The organism is Ruegeria sp. H3 (assembly GCF_056533095.1).
This window is the reverse complement of sequence record NZ_JBQFOD010000001.1, coordinates 499,670-520,542: the sequence shown is the minus strand read 5'-3', so window position 1 is coordinate 520,542 and position 20,873 is coordinate 499,670. Positions and strand designations below refer to the sequence as shown.

Below are 20,873 nucleotides of genomic sequence, written 5' to 3'. Positions count from 1 at the left end.
GCTCTTGCCGAGTGGCGTTAGCTTTGTTCCGGATAGGTTCGCGGTTTCCGCGGCAAACTGAGACTGGTTCGAATTCGTCTGACAGCACCGGTGGAACTGGTTTGGCCCAATGTTTGCTACTGAGAGTCGGTGGCTGCTTGTTTTGATGTACTGCCTAGCTCCAGGACTTAACGGATACGACAACTCTGCCGTCTGGGCCATCATCCAGTTCCACGCCAAGCGCCTCGCCGACATTCACCATCCCAAGTCCTGTTTTTGCCAGAGTGTTCAAGTGTAAAAAACAATCGCGGGGATCATCAAACACATTTACGAACCCGTATTGCTTTTTCTCGCAGAACCATTTGACCCGTGCGGGCAGGTAAGTTCTACCTTCCCGTTCGCTGGTTCCGTCAGGCAAAAAATCTGGCACCGGTTCAGCCTGCAGCTCAAGGATCTCGACGATTTGTGTGCCCTTGGATGTGCGGCGCGCGAGCGCTTTGATTTCACACCCGGGTGCTATGGATGTTTGGCCAAACTCGTTGAGCGTGTTCTGATGGAGTAGTGCATCTTTGCCCGTCTCGTCGCAGGTGACAAATCCGTATCCGTGTTTGGCAGCAAACCATTTCAAAATACCTGAAAACTGGACCAGAGCGGGATCGCCAAGCGTCGAACCATCCATAACGAGCAAACCTTTGAACATCACTGTCTTGAGCTAAACCCTTCACAGTAAATATGGTATTTATTAGTCATGTTTTAGGAGACTTGTGGTAAACCACAGATTAACACCCGCAGCGTTCGCAGCTGTGTATCTACTAAGATCAATGGCGCCTCAGCCCGCCACCACCATCTGTCGTTGAACGCCTAAGCCTTCGACACCAAGTTCAAGAATGTCTCCGGGTTTCAGGTAGACGGGAGGGTTTTGCCCCATGCCAACACCGGGAGGTGTACCGGTTGAAATCACGTCACCCGGTTGCAGCGACATGAACTGAGACAGGTGAGATACCACAGCAGCCACGCCAAAATGCATCGTTCGGGTTGAACCATCCTGATATCGATGGCCGTTCACCTCAAGATAGATGGATAGGTTTTGTGGGTCTGGAACCTCATCCCGGGTGACCAGCCACGGGCCGATGGGGCCAAAGGTGTCGGCTGATTTGCCTTTGGTCCATTGGCCCGAGCGGTGTAGCTGAAAATCACGTTCGGACACGTCGTTGACCACGCAATATCCGGCGACATAGTCTAATGCATCAGCCTCCGAGACATACTTGGCTTCCCTACCGATCACGACGCCCAGTTCGACTTCCCAATCGGTTTTGGTCGAGCTGCGTGGTATCTCGACCGAGTCATTGGGCCCTGAGATGGCCGAGGTCGCTTTGAAAAAGATCACCGGTTCGGCGGGCAAATCCATCCCGCTTTCCGCCGCGTGATCGGCATAGTTCAGGCCGATGCAGATGAATTTGCCAACCTGGCCGACGCAGGCCCCAATACGCGGATTGCTGGTAACAACGGGCAGAGTTGATACGTCAAGCGCGCGCACCCGGTCGAGGGAGGCATCGTTCAGCATCTCACCCGTGATATCATCGACCACGCCCGACAGGTCCCGAACGGCACCGCCGTCATCCAGCATCCCCGGTTTTTCTGCGCCCTTTGGGCCGTAGCGAAGCAATTTCATAGTTTGCGGATATCCTGATTGGTAGTGGCGTCGAGCGTCGGCTTTCAAAACCTGCAGCCTGTAGGGCTTTGGGTCAACCGCTCTGTACGCTTTGAAACCTCACAGGCTGAGGGGTGAGATTCCCCCCGCAAAAGCCGCGAGGATTGGTGCGGCCAGCGCGATGCCTGCACGCATGAAATCGCCGGGCCCATCTGACAGACCGTGTGTGGATCGCCAGTCATCGACATCGAAGTCGTCCTCTGCCTCGTCTACCTGCCGGGCGGCAATGGCCAGTTGAGTCACCCGACCATCCAGGATCAGTGCCACCGGCAGATAGAAGCTGAGCATCAGCAGACAGAAATAGGTTCCGGTGAACAAAGCCGATGCTGTAACCAAAGAGCTAAATGCGGCCTTTTCGGCCTCTGCAATGACGGGTAAGGGCCAGTACATCCAGCTTGAAGCAAAGAACATCCCAAAGGTCAGGATCAGGCTGGATAAATACAGCTGTTGCTTCATTTGGCGGATGCTGCGGGCCAGGCTGGCGGCCGTATCTTCGAGGTCGTCACCGCCGCCAGATGACAGGCACAAGATCATCCCGGCAATCAGCGCGCCTACGGCCAGACCAGCCAGTGCGGTGACAATATCCATCACCCGCCGAAAGAGTGAGAATACGGGGATATCTCCACAGGTGCCCAGGGCCCAAAGGTCATCAGGGCCATCGCAGCCCGGCAACGTTCCTTTGGACAGGGCCATCTCAAACAACTCTTTGCCGACTTGCCCATAAATCTGTGGAGGCGTTTCGGTCATGTGCTGCTGAATGACCGGGATCATCGCAAGGCAGAAAACCGTTACAACGGTAAGAATTGCGGCCAGTCTGGTAGCGCGTTCCGTCGGTCGTCTCAGATTGCGTACAAGGACGGCGACCGGAAGAACAGCCAGGGCGACAAAGAACCATGACGCCGCAAGGAACCGGTACCGGCCAACGGTTTCCAACCAATCCTGATCCGCGATTAGAATGCCGACGGATAAGTCTAGGTCTTTTGGCAGCATGTGAGTCTGGATCACCTCATGGATCAGAAACACGCAAATCGGCAGCGCGACGATCGAAAAGTAATGCAGTTCTACGCGACGTTTGGACACGAGGGCGCCCCTTTGCGTGAAAATTCCATAAAAAACATAGCATAGCATGGAATGAGGTTGGTTTCACGGGGTGGATGGATGCTGACTTCTGAATTCCCGCATCCGAGGTGCCCGGCCAAACTGCGCTGGATGGCGGTTTTTAGCCAACAGAGACGTGGGATGTGATAAGATCAGGCGCAAGAGATGTTTTGGTGGGGCCATGATTAACCCAGTTCAGAACTATCACTACAACCAACAGCGCCGCGCCGGACCCCGGCCTTTGTTATGCTACAGCCCGTCGACCAGCCTGTATTTTGGGACCGAAGGCAAGGTTTCAAGCTGTTGCTATAATCGTGAACCGCTGGGCCGATATCCGGATCAATCCATCCGCGAAATCTGGCTGGGGCGCCCAAGGCGAACCTTGTGCCAACGCGTGGCACAGGGTGATCTGGGCGGCGGGTGCAATGGCTGCGGGTCGCAGATTGAAACCGGGAACTATGGCGCTGTTGTCGCACAGCATTTCGATCGCTGGAGCGTTGATCCCGATCACCCGACCTCGTTTTCGTTCGAGCTCCACAATGCGTGCAATCTGGAATGCATCATGTGCAACGGGGAACTGTCTTCGCGTATCCGGCGCTACCGCGAGCTGCGCCCGGTGATGCCGCAGGCCTATGGGGGCGAATTTGTTGAGGAATTAGAAGATTTTATTCCGCATCTTGAAGGCACAACCTTCTACGGGGGCGAGCCCTTTGTGATGCGGCTCTATTATCAAATTTGGGAGAGGTTGATCGCCCTGAACCCGGAGTGCGAGATTACCATTCAGACCAATGCAAGTCTGCTGCCGGATCAGGCCCTGTCTGTGCTTGAGCGGGGCAATGTGCATATTGGCATATCTCTCGACTCTGTCCGGCGTGAAACCTATTGCTCGATCCGCCGCAACGCGGATTTTGATGAAGTGATTAAGAACACCCGCTGGCTGGCCGAGTATTCGCGGCACCATGACCGCCCGTTCGGCATTTCGGCTTGCATCATGACGGTGAACTGGCAGGAACTGGCAGAGCTGATGGCTTTTGCCGACGATCTGGGGGCGGTATTATATTTCAATACGGTCTGGGAGCCCGAGCACTTGTCGCTGGCCTATGCTGCACCCACTATGATTCATCAGGTAATCGACCTGTATGGCAGGCTTGCCGTTGAACGGGGCTTGCACGGACCAATGAATGCGGCGGGTGCTGTGACATCGACCAATTTGGCGGGGTATATCGCCTTGCTGGGCACTTGGTATCAGGCCGCAATTCGCCGGGAAAGCGAAGCGAAATTGGCGAAATTCAAGAGTTTGGTGTAAGCTGTCCGCAACAGTGACCGAAGCGAAACCGCAGCACAAAAGGGGCTGAGATGGCTAAGGCAACCCGCAAACAACCCGCAAAACGCGCGCGCCCCAAGGCGAAACCAGCAACGCCAAAGCCGCAGCCAGAACCCGTTGAACCAGTCCAGGAGGTATATGACAACAGGGCCAGCTCTACGGGCGGGCAAGGTACGCCCCATGGCCTGGGCAAGCAGGCCGAATTGCAGGCCGCGATGGAGGAAAGCTATCGCCAGTTGCAGTCCATCTACACGGCCTTCACGCAACAATACACGGATGCTGGGACCCAGTATCAGCACCTGACTGAACAGGGCTATGTGCCGGAAATGGCCGATCTGTACAAAGAGTTCACCGAGACGCGTGGGGCCGAGATCGCGCAGGAGGGTCTGCAGCTTGCGATCCGTTATGCAGCATCAGCTCAGGTTCTGTCGAAGCGCTATACGGATGAGCTGTTTCAGTTTCTCAACAGTCGTGGCGTGAACGGATATGCAGCCGAAGGGGCAACCACCCCGCAGGCCGCGGCAATCACATTGTCTGGGCCTGCTGGCAGCACGCTGTCGGCCAGTTTCGAGGTAGAGAACAGCACAGCGGTCGGCGTCAGCCCGCGCGTGTCGACCACGCCGGTTTTGGATGAAGACGGTGTTGCGGTCGAGGGAGCCATGATCGATGTGATCCCGGACCTGATCAATCTGGCGCCGGGGCAAAAACAACTGGTCAAGGTGATGGTGCCTGTCGACGCTGATCTGTACCGCGCCGGGCATTGCTATTCAACGGCGCTGGTCATCATTGGATTAGGACAGGCGCGTAATCAATTAATAACGCTAGAAATTGATATCAGTTGATCGGGCGTTTCAAGCGCCATATCCGATAGCTCCATTCACCGGATTTCATGGACTCGTAGACCGCTGATCCAGGGGCTGCCAGGAAATTGCTCATCTCCTGATCGCCTCCGAACGCGCCCAGACGCGCGGCCGCGATTTCATCGCAGGACAGCAGCACGTTCTGCGTGATATCGCGCTCGTCTTCGAGCTTAAAACCTAGGTCCTTCAACAGTTCGAGACATTGGTTCAGCTTTCCCAAAGGTAGAAGGTCGGTGTACAGAAACGCCCCGCCAGGTTTGAGGACCCGCATGACCGAGGCATAAAAGCGCTGTATCGCGGGGTAGGTGTGCGAGCTTTCGATATTGGTTACCGCGTCGAATTGCCCATCATCGAAGGGCAGGTTTTCTGCATCACCCTGAACAAAATTCAAACGCGGATCTGTATGCGTCTTGCGGCAAAACTCGATTGCCGCGCCAGACAGATCCAACCCGGTGACAGCGGCGGGATCGAAGAACTCAACCAACGTGCGGGCAGTGCCGCCGCGCCCGCAGCCCACATCCAGAACCGACGACCCATCAATGGGGTGGGCACCAATGACCTCAAGCGCCAGTTTGACCGAGTTCCGGTTCATCATCTTATCGCTCAGCAGGATATCAGACGCCTCGGGCGCTCCGTTCGGTGTGTAGCCATAGTTCAGAAAATGCGCGAAGGTTCCGAAGCCTGAGCTGTCCAGCTGCTTGGTGACACCATCATACATGTCCTGAAAGCTCTTCTTCGTGCCCTCTAGGTTCAGGTCGGGCTCTGGCGGCGGTGGTGGTTCAACCTCAGCTTTGACCGTTTCAACAGTGGATGCCCCCATATTGGCCTCGATAATCGGGGCTAGCCCCACAATGGTCGGAGTGTCGAAGATCTGGCCAACCTCGGGGTTGTAGCCAAACCTCTCTTCGATCCGCATGGTCATTTCAATGGCCAGCAGGGAATGCCCGCCCAGCTCAAAAAACTTGTCGTTTATTCCAACCGGGGACAGGCCCAGCAGGTCTTCCCAAATCCCGGCGAGGATGGTTTCCATATCCGTTTTCGGTGCTTCGAACGGATTGCTCAGGTTGGGGCGGCTGTGGCCTGTTGGGGTGGCCTCCGTGGCTTTGGGGGTGGCGGTGAATTCGACCCATTCCGCAAGCCGAGTGTTCAGCGGTGTGGTCGATATGGCGATCTGATCGGTATCCAACGCAGATAGGCGGTTCAGCGCCTCAACCCCATCTGCGGGCGAGATTGCATCTTCCCCATGCGTCTGATCGGCAAAGGCCCATTGATCCCAGTTCACACTAATCCAGCGCGTAGGTGTCGGCTGCGACGCGGCAAATGTGTCCAGCATCTGGTTTGCCACCGCGTAGTAGCCAAGGTTCAACCCCCCCAGAACAGCCGACAGGGATGAGCCCAGCAGGACAAAATCCGGGGTATGGTCCTGCAAGACATGTGCAAGCGCGCGGGCGCCGTTGATCTTGGGTGCGATCTGGCTGCTCAGGTCTTCGGTCGTCAGGTCGCTGAGTTTGCCAAACCCGCTACCGACATTTCCAGCCATGTGAAAGATGCCGTCTATGGGGCCGAAGGCTTCGGTGGCTTCCGACATGGCCACTTTCAGGGCGTTTGCGTCACAGACGTCGGTCTTCAGAACCAAAAGATCTATCTTTCGATCCAAATCCAGCAACCTGCGCGCCTGCATCCCCGTTTTATCGAACTCATTGGGACCGGCGGCCAGCGCCTTCCATTCGGATCTTGCAGGCGCACCCGAGCGAGACAGAAGTACCAGCTTGGCCTTGTAGCGCTCCGCCAACATATCAGCCATCGCCAGCCCGATATTGCCTAAACCGCCAGTGATGACATAGACGCCGTTGGGCTTGAACAAAGTGGAGGTTTCGACCGGTTCCAGTGGTTGCGCCTGATAACTGAGGCGATGCCGTTTCCCTTTGATGTAAGCAACCGAAGGAACGAACTGTTGCGCTTGCAGCTCGTTTATAAGCCAGCCTGCAAAGTGGTCCGCTGAGGGCTTACTTCGATCGCTTTCCGCGATGTCGACCGAGGTGACGCGCAGCGAGGGAACCTCCTGTCCCAACACCTTCGCCAGCGCAAGGGTGGCCGAGCTTTCCACCCCCATCGTCTTGTCGGACCGTCCGGGCTGCGCCTGCGCAGTCACCGAAATCATCCGAAGCTTGGCAAGCCCACTGGCTTTGGTGACAGCCATGGCCGCATTCTGCATCGCAACCACGTTGGCCTCGGCGTCCTCAAGCGCGAGAGGCCACAGGTAAACGATGTGCGAAATAGGGTTGTTATCGTCCCGCAGCGCGCTGGCGAGACGGGTGAAATGCTCTGAAACTGTTGGATCGACCGAGAATGCGCCATCCTTGCGGTGCATGAACCGTGATGAGGCCGTGATGGTGGTAGCTGCGATGCCCTTGTCCCTAAGCGTTTTTTGCAAAACTCGGGCTGCTGGGCTCTTGTCGCTCAAAATCAGAACGCGCGCGTTTGCGGGCAGGTCTTCGATGTCCCTAATCGGAGCGTTTTTCCACTTTGGTACGTAGCCCCAATCGACCATCGCCTTGCGTGATGCTGCGGCGTCCACGCTGGGATCTTCCGCGCCGCCAACCCAATAGCTATCCCGCTCAAACGGGTAGAGGGGCACCGGTACTTTGCGTCTCACCTCCTCGGCATAGTATCGATGCCAATCGATCTCAGCCCCATGCGCCCAAAGCTGGCCCAGCGTATCAGTTGCCAAATCAGCCTCAACCTGCGGGCCGGACTTGCTGTCTATTGAGGGCAGGGCGACCGAACCGCTTCCACTCAGTTGCAACCCAGCAAGATTGGTCAGCGATCGTCCGGGGCCAACCTCAAGGAAAATCGCATCAGACAGGCCCAACCCGGTTTTGACACAGTCGGCAAAGCGTACTGCGCTGCGTAAATGCATCGCCCAATAAGCCGGATCGGTTGCGGCGGTTTTGGTTAGGACGGTGCCGGTGAGGTTCGAATAGATGTCGATCTGCGGTGCGCGCAGGCGAATGCCCTGAAATGCACTAGTGAAGTCGTCCAAAATTGGATCCATCATCGCCGAATGGAAGGCGTGCGAGGTGCGCAGGAGCGTGGCTTTGATCTTCTGGTTTTCCAGCCGCTTTGCCAGCCGTTTGATAGACGGGCTTGGTCCGGCCACAACTGTCATTCCTGTGGCGTTCACAGCGGCGATCGCGATGTCATCCGGCAGCAGCGGGCGCAGATAGGCTTCCTCTTTCGGAACGGCGAGCATCGAGCCCGGCTTACATGAGGCCATGAGCGCCCCGCGCTGCGCCACCAGTTTTGCGGCGTCCTTAAGTGTCATCACTCCCGCCATCGCGGCCGCAACATATTCGCCAATGCTATGCCCGATCATGGCTCTGGGTCGTACGCCCCACGACATCCACAGCTGCGCCAAGGCATATTCGACAGCAAACAGTGCGGGCTGTGTGAACTGCGTCTGTTTGAGCTTCTCAGCCGCGCGTTCACGATCCACTTTCTTGGGAAAAACTATCGGTTTCAGGTCTAACCCGCTGCCATCCCGAAAGGCGCGGCAGCACCGGTCAAAGGCCTTGCGGAAGACGGGCTCTGATCGATAGAGACCCCAGCCCATATCCGGATATTGGGCACCTTGGCCCGAGAACATGAAAATGACGGGCCTATCCTCGCCACTGGCTTCTATGGTGCGCACCTTGTCGCTGTTATGCGCCAGCAAGGCCAACGCGCTGCCTGCGGGGTTGTCGGCGTCTACGCGCACGTAACGCCGATGCGTAAAAAGCGTGCGGGAGGTTTTTGTTGTGAAAGCAATGTCGGCCAGTTCAGACGGCGTGGCAGTCATAACACGACGTGCATGGGAAAGGGCCAACCGGTCCAGCGCAGCCTCATTGCGGGCGGACATAACGATCAGATGCTGCGAGCGCCCCGGCCTGGATGGAGCCGGTTCGGGAGGTTCTTCCAGCAGGATATGCGCGTTGGTCCCACCAACACCGAATGAACTGACACCGGCGCGTCGCGGACCGTCACTTGCCGTCACGTTAGTCGCGTCACGGTTGACGTAGAACGGGCTGGTGGGGAAGTCGATGCCCGGGGCGGGCACGTTAAAATGAGGGTTCGGGGGAATTGTGCCGGTCTCGGTTACCAGGGCGGCCTTGATCAGCCCCGTGACGCCTGCGGCGCAACTCAGGTGGCCCACATTGGCTTTGACGGAACCGATGGCGCAGAACTGCGTATCCTCGGTCGATTTGCGGAATACGCGCGATAGTGCCGCGACCTCGATCGGGTCGCCCAGCATGGTCGCGGTTCCATGCGCTTCGATATAGCCGACCGAGCGGGGCGGGATTCCCGCCATCTCGAACGCGGTCTCAATCGCGCGCGCCTGACCTTCGGCGCTGGGCGCGGCATAGCTGACCTTGTTGGACCCGTCGTTGTTGTGGCCGAACCCCCGGATCACGGCGCGAATGCGGTCGCCGTCGCGCAGCGCCTTATCCAGCCTTTTGAGGACAACCAGACCCACGCCGCTGCCAACAATCGTGCCCTGAGCCGCCGCATCGAAGGGGCGGCACTGACCGTCCGGGGACAGGATGCCACCTGCGGCGAACAGGTAGCCGCGCCGCTGCGGAACCTTGACCGTGACACCCCCAGCCAGCGCAATGTCGCAGCTTTCCTCCAGCAGGCTCTGGCAGGCCAGACAAGTTGCAACCAGCGAGGTCGAGCAGGAGGTTTGAACCGTGATCGCTGGACCGGTCAGGTTCAGCTTGTAAGCCACCTGAGTGGCCATGTAGTCCTTGTCATTGGTGATCATCAACTGCATGCCGTCCAGAAAACCCAGGCGGTCAATGTTGCGGTTGATAAGGTACAAATAGCCCGACAGTTCACAGCCCCCGAAGACACCGATATCGCCTTTGTAGCGATCGGGCACATAGCCCGCATCCTCGAGCGCATGCCAAGCGCATTCCAGAAACAGGCGGTGCTGCGGGTCGGTCAGTTCCGCGTCACGGGGGCTGAACCCGAAGAATTCGGCGTCGAACTTATCGACGTCCTCCAGCAGGGTGGCTTTGTTGACGTAATTCGACAGCTCGTGCAGCTCTTTCGGAACCTGCGCGCCTTCCATTTGCTCGGGTGTCAGAGTCGTGACCGCCTCGTGCCCCGTCAGCAGGTTCTGCCATAACTCATCGACACTGGCCGCGCCGGGAAAGCGGCCCTGCATGCCGATAATGGCAATCGACGCCTCATCCGGCGCGATAGAGGTCCTTTGAGTGTTCATTCAGGGCATCATCAACGTAGTCGAAAAGGGTGTCGGCGAAATCCGGGTTGGTAAAAGGAAAGAAATGATCACCTGCAAACAGGCGGCATTCAAAACGGCTGCGCGTGCGGTGTCGCCAACCCAGAATGCTGTGGAATGGCACCTGTGGGTCATTGTCCGAGCCGATCGCAAGGATTGGGCAGGGCAGCGGAGGATGCTTGCTGACGTGGTCAGCCTCATAGGTTTCGAGCAGCGCAAAATCAGCGCGCAAGGCGGGTAGCATGCGGTCCATCAGATCGGTATTGGCTAGCACTTCGGGCGGCGTGCCATTTATGGCTTCAATCTCAGCCAGAAACGCGGACCGAGGCAATCCGGATACATTGCGATCACGCCGTGCCATCTGCGGGGCAGGGCCTGCTACGATCAGCAGGTTGGGCGCATGTCCCTTGGCCGCCAAAACATGGGCAACTTCATAGGCCAGCAGAGCCCCAAAACTATGACCGAAGATGGCAAATGACCGGTCTGTCAAAGGCTGAATCTCGGCAACAATCGACTTGATCAGGTCCGGCCAACTCTCCACGGGCGATTGATCCAAAAGCCGCCCATGTCCCGGCAGGGTGACAGCCCGCACATCCAGAACCGGCGCAAATCCGCTCATCCAGTCGTGAAAGCGCTCAGCCGCGGCGCCTGCATGCGGGAAGCAGACCAACCGACCCGACAGCCCGGCATGGGTAGGGTTCTGCGGAGTCAATGCGATTTCTACACTCACAGCATCTGTCACCTCTGGTGATACCCACATGCGCGGCGCGCACCCAACCACTGATCTGGCCCAATCATAGCATGAAATCAGCGTTTTGGCGTGGCCCGCCCTGTTCCACCCAGGTTCTGGCGTGAATTGGCGGGTAAAATATGCTACCCTAGCGATACTTTTTGCACAGTTTTCGTGCCAAACGCTTACTCAGGTGCAGCCCGCACCAGAATGGATTTGGAGGTGACTATGCCAGGCGGCGGCAAAGGTGGCGGTGGCAGAAGCACCGTAAACGTCAACAACGGGCCTATTAACATCGACTCTGACACCGACGCGGATGTCACAATCAATGGTTTGGACGATATCGGTGTTACGCTAAACGGGGGGCAACGCCCGATTCAGACCGAGACGAAGCTGGAAGGTGGCGATCCGATCAAAACCGAAAGCGTTCAGGACCTGAAGATTTCGGAACCGATTGTCAGTGAAAACACCACAGACCTGACGCTTGAGATCAAGCCGCTATCGGTTGATCTGAAACCCGTAGCTTTGGATCTGTGCACGACCGTCAACTACGGCAAACTGCCGACCGGCATCATCCGGCAGCCCTATCATCACCATATCGGCGTGACCTATATGGGCGTCGAGTACTACGGCGTGACCTATAGCGGCGAAAGCAAACAGGTCTACGAAGAATTGCCCTTCCGCCCCTCGGTACAACTGCCGGCGCAAAGCGCGGCCCCTTCGGGTGGCGCAGCTGCGGCCAAACCGAACCCATCTTCGGGCGGCGTGAAAATCCACATCAAATAGGGATGCAAGATGGCGACGGCTGCAAAGAAAAAGACCCCAGATGTCTCACTTCTAGAGCCGCTTGTTTTGGTAGGCGCACCCAGCGCGCTGCATGGTACCTTAGCTCTGGCGAATACAGGTGCCGAACGCAAAGCCCTGCGGGATTTGAAGCTGATAGAGGTTAAGCCCAAGACGCGAGGCGCGAGGGCCCAGCCACTGCTCTCAGCAGATTTGCCACGGGTCAAACTGCGTGCAGGTGCTAGCAAAACTGTTCCGGTCACTGCAGCGCTTAACCCATCAACCCCGCCGGGGGTCTATAAGATGTCCCTGCCGGTTGATGGCACAGACCATCCAGTCGAGGTGATCGTCACCGAGGTTGTCGATTTCGAAATCACACCGGATGAGGTGTTTCTGGTCGGCAAGCCGGGGGCCAAGATCAAAAAACTGATGGTGTTCCGAAATCACGGCAACGTTCCGATCGATGTCCCCGCAATCGGCGCGATCCAATTGGATCTGGACCTGCTGCATTGTCGGGCGCAGCGCGAGATGCTCAAGAAGCTGCGCGATACGGACCGGACATTGGACGACGTGATGCGCGCGATGTCGCAGAGCTATGATGCCGAGTTGGAAAGTTTCACGCCGCTGAAGGTCAAGAACGATGCTGTGACCGTTGGCGCGGGCGGGACTGTGTCGCAAACATGGGAATTCACGATACCGGGCACCATTCCAAAAGGCGTCGATGCCACGGCGATGATCCGGGTTTCGTCTGAAACCGTGACAGTACATATCTTGGCGGTTTGAACGCAGCGCCAGGAATAAGGAGACAAGACCATGCAAAGGACAATCACACGACATTCTGGCGGGTACGATAAAAAGCCCGAAGTCTTCTACGGGTACTGCTATCAGACTCGCGGCATGCGGATGATGGATTTGGATGACTATCTGGGCAATCTGCGGGAAGGCTATGTTCAATTGCAGGCCTATACTCAGGGGGTCTACCGCGTGCCAGATGGAAGGTATTCGGGCGCTTGCAAGGAAGAAGATTGCGGCTGCGACTGCGATACCAAATCTTATGACAGTTGTTGTGATTGCTGCATCTGTGAGGGTGATGTGCTGATCGAAGCCCGCTGTTCGGAACGCCGGGTGATTTCTCTGACTTTCGCCAATGATACACGCCGCACGCGCGAGGTGACGCTATCGCTAAGCAGTTTCACCACCGCCAGTGGGCACGATTTGGGGTGGACGGCCGCCCTGTCTGACACAAAGTTCGAATTGGGCCCCTGCGAAGAAAACGTGGTGCAGTTGGTGGTCAATGTCGATTGCGCTGCCTTCCATAAAAACGGTGGCTCTGGATCCGCGGCGGCGGGGCGAGGCGACAAGAACAAGGAAAGACATCTGGATGTCGATCGATGCGAGGTGGCATATGCCCGGGTCAGTGCGGATGGCTGTATCTCGCGCCCTGTTTTGGTTGCTGTTGCTGTCTTGCCGAACCACTGCGACAGCTATGTCGCTGCATGCAAGTGCGGGTGCTGCTAGGCGGGTATTGCTGGCACCGAATAGGTGCCTTGCCCGTTCGTCGGGCGAAGTCCTACATGTATTTCGGAAAAATCATAGGTCTGTTTGGATAAAGTAGAATCTTACCGATTCCGGCTATGTCGACCTTGAAGCGCGATAGCTTCGCATGTTTGTCTTTTGGAGCATGTGTTTTGCTCACAATCAAACGCTAACAATCTGAGAACGCACATGTTGTCAATAGAATAAGCGCGCGCGCCGGAACGCACCGGAAGACTGCGCGCTACATGTCCAACATGGAGAGACCTGATGAACAAATTTTCGATGCTACTGGGTGGCGCATCTGCAGTGGTCGCTTTGCCCGCATTTGCGGCCGACATTGTGATCGGCGTTCCAAACTGGGCCTCGGTCAACGCAACGGCGCATATCCTTGAGGTTGTGATCGAAGAAAACCTGGGGCTGGATGTCGAGCTTCAGAATGGAACGAACCCGATCGTGTTTGAGGCGATGGACAGTGGGTCCATGCATGTCCACCCCGAGGTTTGGATGCCAAACCAGCAAAACCTGCATGACACTTACGTAAAAGATAACGGCACGGTCGTTATGAACCAAAACCCGGTTCAGGCCGAACAAGGCATGTGTGTCCCGACCTATATTGCCGAACAGCATGACATCAAATCAATCGATGATCTGAGCGATCCGGACAAAATGGCCATTTTTGACACTGATGGGAACGGAACCCCAGAAGTGTGGATTGGTGCGCCTGGCTGGGCCTCAACCGTGGTCGAGAAAATTCGTGCAAAATCGTATGGCTATGATCAGATCTTCGACTTGACTGAGTATGAAGAGACCATCGCCTATGCCAACTTGGCCAACGCCACTAAGGCGGGCGATCCCTGGATCGGCTTCTGCTACAGCCCGCACTATATCTTTGTGACGCAAGAGCTGACCGTTCTGGAAGAGCCGCCGCATGATCCGGCAACCTGGACCATCGTGCAGCCCACGGATGATCCCGATTGGCTGGCTAAGTCCGAGGCGTCCTCGGCTTGGAATGGTGCGACCCTGCACCTGCACTATGCCAAGGAACTGGAAGAAGCTTATCCCGAAGTTGCGGCTCTGTTTGCCAACTACCAGATGCAGGGCGATGACCTGAGCGCGATGGGCAAGGCTCTGGCCGTAGACAACGTCGAGGCCGCGGATTTCGCGCGCCAATGGGTTTCAGACAACGAGGACACCGTGATCGGCTGGTTGACCAACTAAGCCACACATATCCGGGCCGTTGCGAAAAATCGCAGCGGCCCGTTTCCTATCTGCCTGGCGCAACGACGCCTTCATGGGGGGCAAATGGACGAATCTGTCGTAAAACTTGAAAATGTCTGGAAAATCTTCGGCAATCGCGCTGCCGAGGCCATGGATGCCGTTCTGAAAGAAGGGCTGACCAAGGCTCAGGTTCTGGAACAATATGGCTGCGTGGTTGGTGTGCAAGATGCCAGCTTCGAAGTCTCGCGCGGTGAGATATTTTGTATCATGGGTCTGTCTGGCTCAGGCAAATCCACTCTGGTCCGGCATGTGAATCGCCTGATCGAGCCCACGGCGGGCAAGATCGAAATTCTGGGTAAGGATGTTTCCGCCATTTCCGAGAACGAATTGCGCCGCATCAGGGCACAACAAATCGGGATGGTGTTTCAACACATGGCGCTGATGCCGCACCGGTCGGTACGCGACAACGTCGCCTATCCGCTGGAAATCCGCAAAGTCTCAAAATCCAAGCGCTGGGCGGTATCCGATCACGCGCTGGGCCTTGTGGATCTTACTGGGTATGAGGACCGCCTGCCGAAAGAATTGTCAGGCGGGATGCAACAGCGTGTTGGGATTGCACGCGCGCTTGCCTCAGACCCTGAAATTCTACTGATGGATGAACCGTTCTCGGCCCTCGACCCGTTGATCCGTTTGCAGTTGCAAGATCAGTTCAAGGCGCTTGTGGCGCAGTTGAAGAAGACAACGCTGTTCATCACGCATGACCTGGACGAGGCCATTCGCATCGGACACAGGATCGCCATCATGAAGGATGGTGTCATCGTTCAGATCGGCACACCCGAAGACATCGTGATGAACCCGGCCGACGACTATGTGCGCGAGTTCGTGCAAGGCATCTCAAAACTGAAACTGGTCAAGGCACATTCAATCATGGAGCCGGTCGCTAGCTATTCGGGGTCGCTGGATGGTGCGCCCCGCGCGGATGAGGGCGCAGATCTCGATCAACTGATTGATTTGGCCGTCAACACCGAGATGCCAGTGGTCATCACGGATGCAGGTGCAGACGTGGGTGTCGTAACCAAACCGCGTCTGCTGCGCGGAATTCAGGGGGGCAAAAATGACTGATACAGCCATGGAAATGAAAGTCACCGCCGCCTCGGATATCGAAGTCGACCGCGAGACGCTGGATCAATCGATCCACGAGTTCGCAGGGCCGAACGGCGACTATTACGTCAATGCGTTTCACAAGATCCACGACGCAACCAGCCCGGTCCCGAATACGTTCAACCTTTGGGCTGCCGTTCTAGGGCCGTTCTGGTCGGCCTCGCGGGCCATCTGGGGTATGTTCTGGACCTTTCTGATCCTTGAGATCATCGCCTGGGTTCAGATCGGACGCGGTGCCTGGGGCAATCCCGGCGCGGATTTCGCCGACCGGGCCGCGCGCCAGCAGGAACGCGCGGACGAGTTGCTTGGTCGGGCCGCTGAAGCGACCGCGCAGGCTGATATCGATCGTTTCACCAAATTGGCTGAGAACATCCAGAAAGCGGCAGACACCAGCCTTGAACGCGCGCTTGCTGCGCAGTCTGAAGCGACGGGTATCCTGTTGACCGGACTTCTGATGCTGCTTGTCTTCAAGGTGGTTCAGGGGTTCTATGCCGACCGTATTTACGAGAAGCAGTATTCCAACTGGCGGATCAATCCGGACAGCGTTGAAAGCGGACGTTCGACCCGAAACATCATAATGGGGGCGATCCTAATTGCCGCGATCGGCCCGCTGATCGTTTACAAGTTCACTGTAAATGCATCGCTGCCATTGCTTGATGCCTTCCCAGAACAGGAAGTGTCCGCTGTGTTCTTGGGTGAGGGCGGAGGCACCTTGTTCTCAGCGCTTGCCAACTGGATGGAGGCGCGGATCGATGCTGCTGCCGCCGCTGGGGGCGATGTGTTTGACGGGATCGTTGCAGGTGTCCGTTCGGTTCTGGATGCGCTGACCATTGCGCTGATCGGATCACCTTGGCCGGTGGTCATGCTGGTCATTTGCGTGACCGCGTGGCGCGCGGCTGGTCCTCGGGTCGCGATCTTCACCGCGGCGTCGTTGGCGTATATCGCACTGCTGGGATACTGGGATGTAGCGATGGAGACGGTTGCGCTGGTGGGTGCAGCGGTGATCCTGTGTGTCGTGTTCGGCATTCCACTGGGCATTTGGTTCGGCAAGTCGAAGCGCGCCTATCGCGCAGCTGAGCCGGTGTTGGACCTGATGCAGACACTGCCCGCTTTCGTCTACCTGATCCCGATTATCGCTTTCTTCGGCACGGGCAATCCGCCGGGCATTCTGGCCACGATCATCTTTGGTATGCCCCCCGTGATCCGCCTGACGGCGCTGGGGATGCGCGGAGTGCCGGACAGTATCAAAGAGGCTGCAGTCGCCTTTGGTGCCTCGAAATGGCAGTTGCTGAAGGATGTGGAAATTCCGCTGGCCTTGCCCTCGATCATGACAGGGGTAAACCAAACCATTCTGATGTGCCTGTCGATGGTCGTGATCATCTCGCTGATCGGTGGCGGAGGTCTGGGCAAGGAAATCCTTGAGGCACTGCAATACGCCGCCAAGGGTCCGGGTCTGTTGGGCGGCTTTGCCATCCTGTTCTGTGCCATGGTCATCGACCGGATCGTACAGGGGGCCTTCCGGCGAGAAGACGAAAAAATCTGAACATGCGCGCCCCCGGTTCCCGCCGGGGGCGTTTTTCTGTGAGGGAGAGCGAAATGGTGGATCGTTACGAACAGTCCATGATGGACAACCTGTATTGGTGGGGCGTGCCAACACTGTTTCGCTGCCCCAATATTGGCCCTGAAGGTCAGGATATCGCTCTGGCGGGTGTGCCCCATTCCACAGGCAATGGCACCACCGAACGGGACCAGCACCTGGGCCCGCGCGCGTTGCGCCATGTCTCGGCCGTACAGCGTAGGGTTCATTCGCTGTTTCAGATCGACCCGTGGACCAGTGCGAAAATCGCAGACGTGGGCGATGTGCCGTTTCCGCGAGCCAATGATAACGAAGCCTGTATCGAGCAGATCACCAAGTTCTACAAAGATATTGATGCAGCAGGTGCGCGCCCGGTTTCGATTGGTGGCGATCATTCGATCACCGGTGGAATTGTTCAGGCGCTAGGCTGTGGCAAGCTGGCGGGGGGCGAGCCGGTGAGCTTTCTGCATTTTGACGCGCATACCGATGTATTTACCAAAGTGGATCACTTCCTGGGCGCCAAGAAATCGGCCGCGCATTGGGGCGCGTATTTGGCTGATCAAGGGCAGGTTGATCCAAGCCGATCCATGCAGATTGGCTTACGGGGGCATCCGCGCAGTCTGGACTGGCTCCAGCCATCTTATGACTACGGCTATAACATCGTGACAATGCGCGAGTTTCGGCAGCGCGGTCTTGCTGATGTGTTGGCGCAAACGCGCGAAGTGCTGGGCGACCGTCCGGTCTATATCACCTTCGATCTGGATTGCCTCGACCCGACCGTTGCGCCTGCGGTATCCAATCTGGAACCCGGCGAGAAGGGTTTCGATATTGATGAGGCTGTGGGCCTTCTGCATGCCGCGCGCGGCTTGAACATTATCGGAGGAGACGTGGTCTGTATGATGCCCACCAAGGACAGCCCGAACAATATCACCGCGCTGACGGCGGCTGCGGTGATGTTCGAGATGATCTCGATGATTGCCGAAAACGTCAGCTAGCGCCGCGCATCCACGGCCTGCGCCAGCACACAGAGCAGTTCGAACATCAGCGAAATCCCCAGCCACGCCGTGCCTCCGTTCGGATCGAACGGGGGGGCGACCTCGACCAGATCAGCGCCCACTAGGTTCACGCCCGACATCTGGCGAATGACCTGCTGCGCCTGAAAGCTGTTGGGCCCACCGATTTCAGGCGTACCTGTGCCGGGGGCGTAGGTCGGGTCGACAAAGTCTATGTCATAGGTGCAATAGGTCGGGGCTGTGCCGACAATCTGGCGAACCTCGGTCATCACTTCGCCGATGCCGCGGTCGAACAGTTCTTCAATGCGAATGATGCGAATGCCCTGCGCCTCGCCCCATTCGATGTCCTCGGTATTGTAGGCGGTGCCGCGAATGCCGACCTGCACAAAGCGTTTGGGATCGACCAGACCCTCCTCGACGGCGCGGCGGAACGGGGTGCCGTGCGTGAATTTGTGGCCGCCGAAATAAGTGTCGAACAGGTCGGTATGGCTGTCGAACTGGATCAGACCCAGCGGGCCGGACGCTGCCAAAGCCCGCAGGACGGGCAGGGTGGTCAGATGATCCCCCCCCGCGGTGAGCGGGGTGATGCCATCTGACACCAGACGCCCGTAGAAGCTGGTCACGCGATCCAGCGTGTCATCAATGTCCACCGGGTTGGGCGCAACATCGCCCAGATCGGCGCAGTTCACCAAGGAAAACGGGCTGATGCCGGTGACCGGGTTCATGGCGCGGATCATGGTGGAATAATCGCGCAATTGCCGGGGACCATGCCGCGCGCCGGGCCGGTTTGTGGTTCCGCCATCCCATGGGATGCCGACCAGCGCCAAATCGACGTCTTTGTATCGCTCATGCTCGGGTGTCAGGTTCGGCAGGCGCATGAAGGTTGGAACTCCCGCAAAGCGGGCAAGGTCCATCGCCGATACCGGTTGGAAAAATGCGTCTGCCATGGTGCCCCCAGTGATCCTTAGCGTCCTGCGACCCTAACCGGCTGGCGGCGCGTCGCCAATCCATAGTTTGCGGTCAGTAGAGAATACGAAACCGCTTGCGAATCTCTGCATCCTGCTTGGGCGTCAGATAGGTGGGGTGATGTGTTTGCAAGGTCTCGATGGCCTGCTCGCGGGCATTGGTCCAGGCGTCCTTTGCACCGTCCTCTTGCCACGTGCGCGGCTCGGTTCGGTCTGCAAGGGCGGGGTAGAAATAATCCCGCTCCATCGCTTCATAGGTATGAGAGCTGCCGAGGAAGTGACCATCACCCAGAACCGAATGGCAGATCGCGTCAAACCCAAGGTTTTCCTCAGTCACTTCGATCCCCCGCAGCGCGCGATAGGTATGAGAGTGCATTTCGTTGTCCAGCACAAAGGCTTCAAAACTCGCACCCAACAGCGACGCGGTCATGCCCGAGCTTTCATAGATCAGGTTTCCACCGGCCAGAGCCGCCGCCAGCGAGGTCATGCCCTTCTCAACCCCATATTGCGCGTCAATCGCCTTGGCGTCTGTCATCGAAGCCGCAACGCCCGACGGTAGGCCCAGCCAGTTGATGATCTGGGCCGAGGCGGCGTTCAGGATGGCGGTTTCGCCACTGCCGCCCGCAAAGGCCCCGGTCCGCAGATCGACGATGAAGGGCCAGTTCGAGAACACCATCGGAAAGCCGGGCTGGATCGTGTTGACCATAACAAGGCTCGCCAGCGTTTCTGCCAATGATTGCGCCAGAAACCCGGCCAGCGTCGCAGGCGCGGTTGCTCCGGCCTGTGCGGCGGTAATGCAGGACATCGGGATGTTGTGACGGACGCATTCATAGACAACGTCCACCGCATCTTCGCCATACCGCAGCGGAGAAATAACGGGACTGATATGGGCTTTCAGGAACGGGCGTTCGGAAAACGCTCCGGGACCGCCTGCGGCAATGTCCAAAAGCGAGACAATCGGGGCGACATGCGCGGCCAGGGTGAATGAGGTTGCGACGGGTTTCGTGGTGTTTTTGACAAGCGCATAGGCGGTGTTTACGTCCAGATCCAAAACATCGGGTACGTCTGTCGCAACGCAACAGCGGGTGAACCAACTGACATTTGCAAGCGTGTCCTGCAGGCGGGTGAAATCATGCAGATCGGCAAGGGTTGAGGGGCGATAAACACCGCTCTCAAGGTCCAGCGTCTGAACCGCAGCCCCTCCGGTACCGAAAAACACCCGATCGCCACCGACTGCGATGGATCGTGCTTCGTCTCGGCCATGTAGGGTAAAGGTTTTGGCGGCTGTGCCGATTGCGTTTTCGACCATGCCGCGCGGAAGCAAAACGCGGTCTTGTTCAGCCTCCAACGCGCCCGCCGATAGTAGATCCCTGCACAGCCGATCCGGAACTTCACCCATACCGAGCGTTTCCAACAGGCGAAGCGCGGTATCATAGACGCGGGAAATCTCAGCTTCGGTCAGCGGTTTGTAGAACCCGCCGACCTGTCCCGGTGCACAGGGATCAACCTCGGGCTTGGCGGCTCGTTGCGCATGGCGGGCCTTGCGGCCGCTTCTTCTGTTTCCGTCCGATGCCATGCGCAGGGCGCTCCTCCGTCTTGTCTGGGGTCACCGTAGAACTCAGAGATGGCTACCCGCAA

Annotated in this window: 16 protein-coding genes; 9 read left to right on the top strand and 7 right to left on the bottom strand. The window is 57.6% G+C overall.

Translation table 11 applies throughout. The annotated features are described in order from the left end of the window. Positions 1 to 154 precede the first annotated feature (154 nt). The 3 genes from ACR0JE_RS02655 to ACR0JE_RS02645 form a co-directional block, all read right to left on the bottom strand. Positions 155 to 658 (bottom strand): cold shock domain-containing protein, encoded by a 504-nt coding sequence (locus ACR0JE_RS02655; protein WP_480540886.1) that lies wholly within the window; start codon positions 656 to 658, stop codon positions 155 to 157. Between the two features lie 150 nt (positions 659 to 808). Beyond that, positions 809 to 1,651, bottom strand: coding sequence for a fumarylacetoacetate hydrolase family protein (locus ACR0JE_RS02650; RefSeq protein ID WP_480862768.1), 843 nt, complete (start codon positions 1,649 to 1,651; stop codon positions 809 to 811). A gap of 99 nt (positions 1,652 to 1,750) precedes the next feature. Further along, complete coding sequence (locus ACR0JE_RS02645) at positions 1,751 to 2,770, bottom strand: hypothetical protein (RefSeq protein WP_480862767.1); 1,020 nt, start codon at positions 2,768 to 2,770, stop codon at positions 1,751 to 1,753. A 199-nt stretch (positions 2,771 to 2,969) separates the two neighbouring features. Here ACR0JE_RS02645 and ACR0JE_RS02640 point away from each other — a divergent pair, with 199 nt between their 5' ends. Continuing rightward, entirely contained in the window at positions 2,970 to 4,094 is a 1,125-nt protein-coding gene (locus tag ACR0JE_RS02640) for a radical SAM protein (RefSeq protein WP_480862765.1), read from the top strand. Between the two features lie 50 nt (positions 4,095 to 4,144). Next, a complete protein-coding gene (locus tag ACR0JE_RS02635; RefSeq protein ID WP_480540893.1) occupies positions 4,145 to 4,954 on the top strand; it encodes a hypothetical protein in 810 nt (269 codons plus the stop codon). Here the strand turns inward: ACR0JE_RS02635 and ACR0JE_RS02630 are convergent. Beyond that, the gene (locus ACR0JE_RS02630) at positions 4,947 to 10,235 is read right to left on the bottom strand and encodes a beta-ketoacyl synthase N-terminal-like domain-containing protein (protein ID WP_480862762.1); all 5,289 of its coding nucleotides are present in this window, start codon (positions 10,233 to 10,235) and stop codon (positions 4,947 to 4,949) included. The genes ACR0JE_RS02635 and ACR0JE_RS02630 overlap by 8 nt on opposite strands. After that, positions 10,201 to 10,983 carry a thioesterase II family protein gene (locus ACR0JE_RS02625; RefSeq protein ID WP_480540897.1) on the bottom strand — a complete coding sequence of 261 codons (783 nt, stop codon included), beginning with the start codon at positions 10,981 to 10,983 and terminating at the stop codon, positions 10,201 to 10,203. Before ACR0JE_RS02625 ends, ACR0JE_RS02630 begins: the two co-directional genes overlap by 35 nt. Before the next feature lie 228 nt (positions 10,984 to 11,211). Here ACR0JE_RS02625 and ACR0JE_RS02620 point away from each other — a divergent pair, with 228 nt between their 5' ends. The 7 genes from ACR0JE_RS02620 (at position 11,212) to ACR0JE_RS02590 (ending at position 18,252) form a co-directional block, all read left to right on the top strand. Next, a complete protein-coding gene (locus tag ACR0JE_RS02620; protein ID WP_480862760.1) occupies positions 11,212 to 11,769 on the top strand; it encodes a hypothetical protein in 558 nt (185 codons plus the stop codon). Positions 11,770 to 11,778: 9 nt separating this feature from the next. Further along, complete coding sequence (locus ACR0JE_RS02615) at positions 11,779 to 12,549, top strand: COG1470 family protein (RefSeq protein ID WP_480862758.1); 771 nt, start codon at positions 11,779 to 11,781, stop codon at positions 12,547 to 12,549. 30 nt (positions 12,550 to 12,579) lie between these two features. Beyond that, positions 12,580 to 13,284 carry a hypothetical protein gene (locus ACR0JE_RS02610; RefSeq protein WP_480540902.1) on the top strand — a complete coding sequence of 235 codons (705 nt, stop codon included), beginning with the start codon at positions 12,580 to 12,582 and terminating at the stop codon, positions 13,282 to 13,284. 285 nt (positions 13,285 to 13,569) lie between these two features. Next, entirely contained in the window at positions 13,570 to 14,520 is a 951-nt protein-coding gene (locus ACR0JE_RS02605; RefSeq protein ID WP_170532402.1) for an ABC transporter substrate-binding protein, read from the top strand. An 84-nt stretch (positions 14,521 to 14,604) separates the two neighbouring features. Further along, on the top strand, positions 14,605 to 15,642 hold the full coding sequence (locus ACR0JE_RS02600) for a quaternary amine ABC transporter ATP-binding protein (RefSeq protein WP_353008051.1): 1,038 nt from the start codon (positions 14,605 to 14,607) through the stop codon (positions 15,640 to 15,642). Next, complete coding sequence (locus ACR0JE_RS02595) at positions 15,635 to 17,224, top strand: ABC transporter permease (protein WP_480540904.1); 1,590 nt, start codon at positions 15,635 to 15,637, stop codon at positions 17,222 to 17,224. The genes ACR0JE_RS02600 and ACR0JE_RS02595 overlap by 8 nt, the downstream gene beginning before the upstream one ends. 53 nt (positions 17,225 to 17,277) lie before the next feature. Next, a complete protein-coding gene (locus ACR0JE_RS02590) occupies positions 17,278 to 18,252 on the top strand; it encodes an arginase family protein (RefSeq protein WP_480547803.1) in 975 nt (324 codons plus the stop codon). On the opposite strand, the gene speB is transcribed toward ACR0JE_RS02590, so the two are convergent. Beyond that, the gene (speB, locus tag ACR0JE_RS02585; RefSeq protein WP_480862756.1) at positions 18,249 to 19,217 is read right to left on the bottom strand and encodes an agmatinase; all 969 of its coding nucleotides are present in this window, start codon (positions 19,215 to 19,217) and stop codon (positions 18,249 to 18,251) included. The genes ACR0JE_RS02590 and speB overlap by 4 nt on opposite strands. Before the next feature lie 73 nt (positions 19,218 to 19,290). Beyond that, positions 19,291 to 20,811 carry a trimethylamine methyltransferase family protein gene (locus tag ACR0JE_RS02580; RefSeq protein ID WP_480862754.1) on the bottom strand — a complete coding sequence of 507 codons (1,521 nt, stop codon included), beginning with the start codon at positions 20,809 to 20,811 and terminating at the stop codon, positions 19,291 to 19,293. Positions 20,812 to 20,873: the final 62 nt, after the last annotated feature.

Excerpts from the sequence above, each read along its gene's own strand:
- ACR0JE_RS02635 (WP_480540893.1), top strand. The coding sequence starts at position 4,145 with ATGGCTAAGGCAACCCGCAAACAACCCGCAAAACGCGCGCGCCCCAAG.
- ACR0JE_RS02595 (WP_480540904.1), top strand. The coding sequence starts at position 15,635 with ATGACTGATACAGCCATGGAAATGAAAGTCACCGCCGCCTCGGATATC.
- ACR0JE_RS02650 (WP_480862768.1), bottom strand. The coding sequence starts at position 1,651 with ATGAAATTGCTTCGCTACGGCCCAAAGGGCGCAGAAAAACCGGGGATG.
- ACR0JE_RS02630 (WP_480862762.1), bottom strand. The coding sequence starts at position 10,235 with ATGAACACTCAAAGGACCTCTATCGCGCCGGATGAGGCGTCGATTGCC.
- ACR0JE_RS02640 (WP_480862765.1), top strand. The coding sequence starts at position 2,970 with ATGATTAACCCAGTTCAGAACTATCACTACAACCAACAGCGCCGCGCC.
- ACR0JE_RS02655 (WP_480540886.1), bottom strand. The coding sequence starts at position 658 with ATGGATGGTTCGACGCTTGGCGATCCCGCTCTGGTCCAGTTTTCAGGT.
- speB (WP_480862756.1), bottom strand. The coding sequence starts at position 19,217 with ATGGCAGACGCATTTTTCCAACCGGTATCGGCGATGGACCTTGCCCGC.
- ACR0JE_RS02600 (WP_353008051.1), top strand. The coding sequence starts at position 14,605 with ATGGACGAATCTGTCGTAAAACTTGAAAATGTCTGGAAAATCTTCGGC.
- ACR0JE_RS02580 (WP_480862754.1), bottom strand. The coding sequence starts at position 20,811 with ATGGCATCGGACGGAAACAGAAGAAGCGGCCGCAAGGCCCGCCATGCG.
- ACR0JE_RS02620 (WP_480862760.1), top strand. The coding sequence starts at position 11,212 with ATGCCAGGCGGCGGCAAAGGTGGCGGTGGCAGAAGCACCGTAAACGTC.
- ACR0JE_RS02615 (WP_480862758.1), top strand. The coding sequence starts at position 11,779 with ATGGCGACGGCTGCAAAGAAAAAGACCCCAGATGTCTCACTTCTAGAG.
- ACR0JE_RS02610 (WP_480540902.1), top strand. The coding sequence starts at position 12,580 with ATGCAAAGGACAATCACACGACATTCTGGCGGGTACGATAAAAAGCCC.
- ACR0JE_RS02605 (WP_170532402.1), top strand. The coding sequence starts at position 13,570 with ATGAACAAATTTTCGATGCTACTGGGTGGCGCATCTGCAGTGGTCGCT.
- ACR0JE_RS02590 (WP_480547803.1), top strand. The coding sequence starts at position 17,278 with ATGGTGGATCGTTACGAACAGTCCATGATGGACAACCTGTATTGGTGG.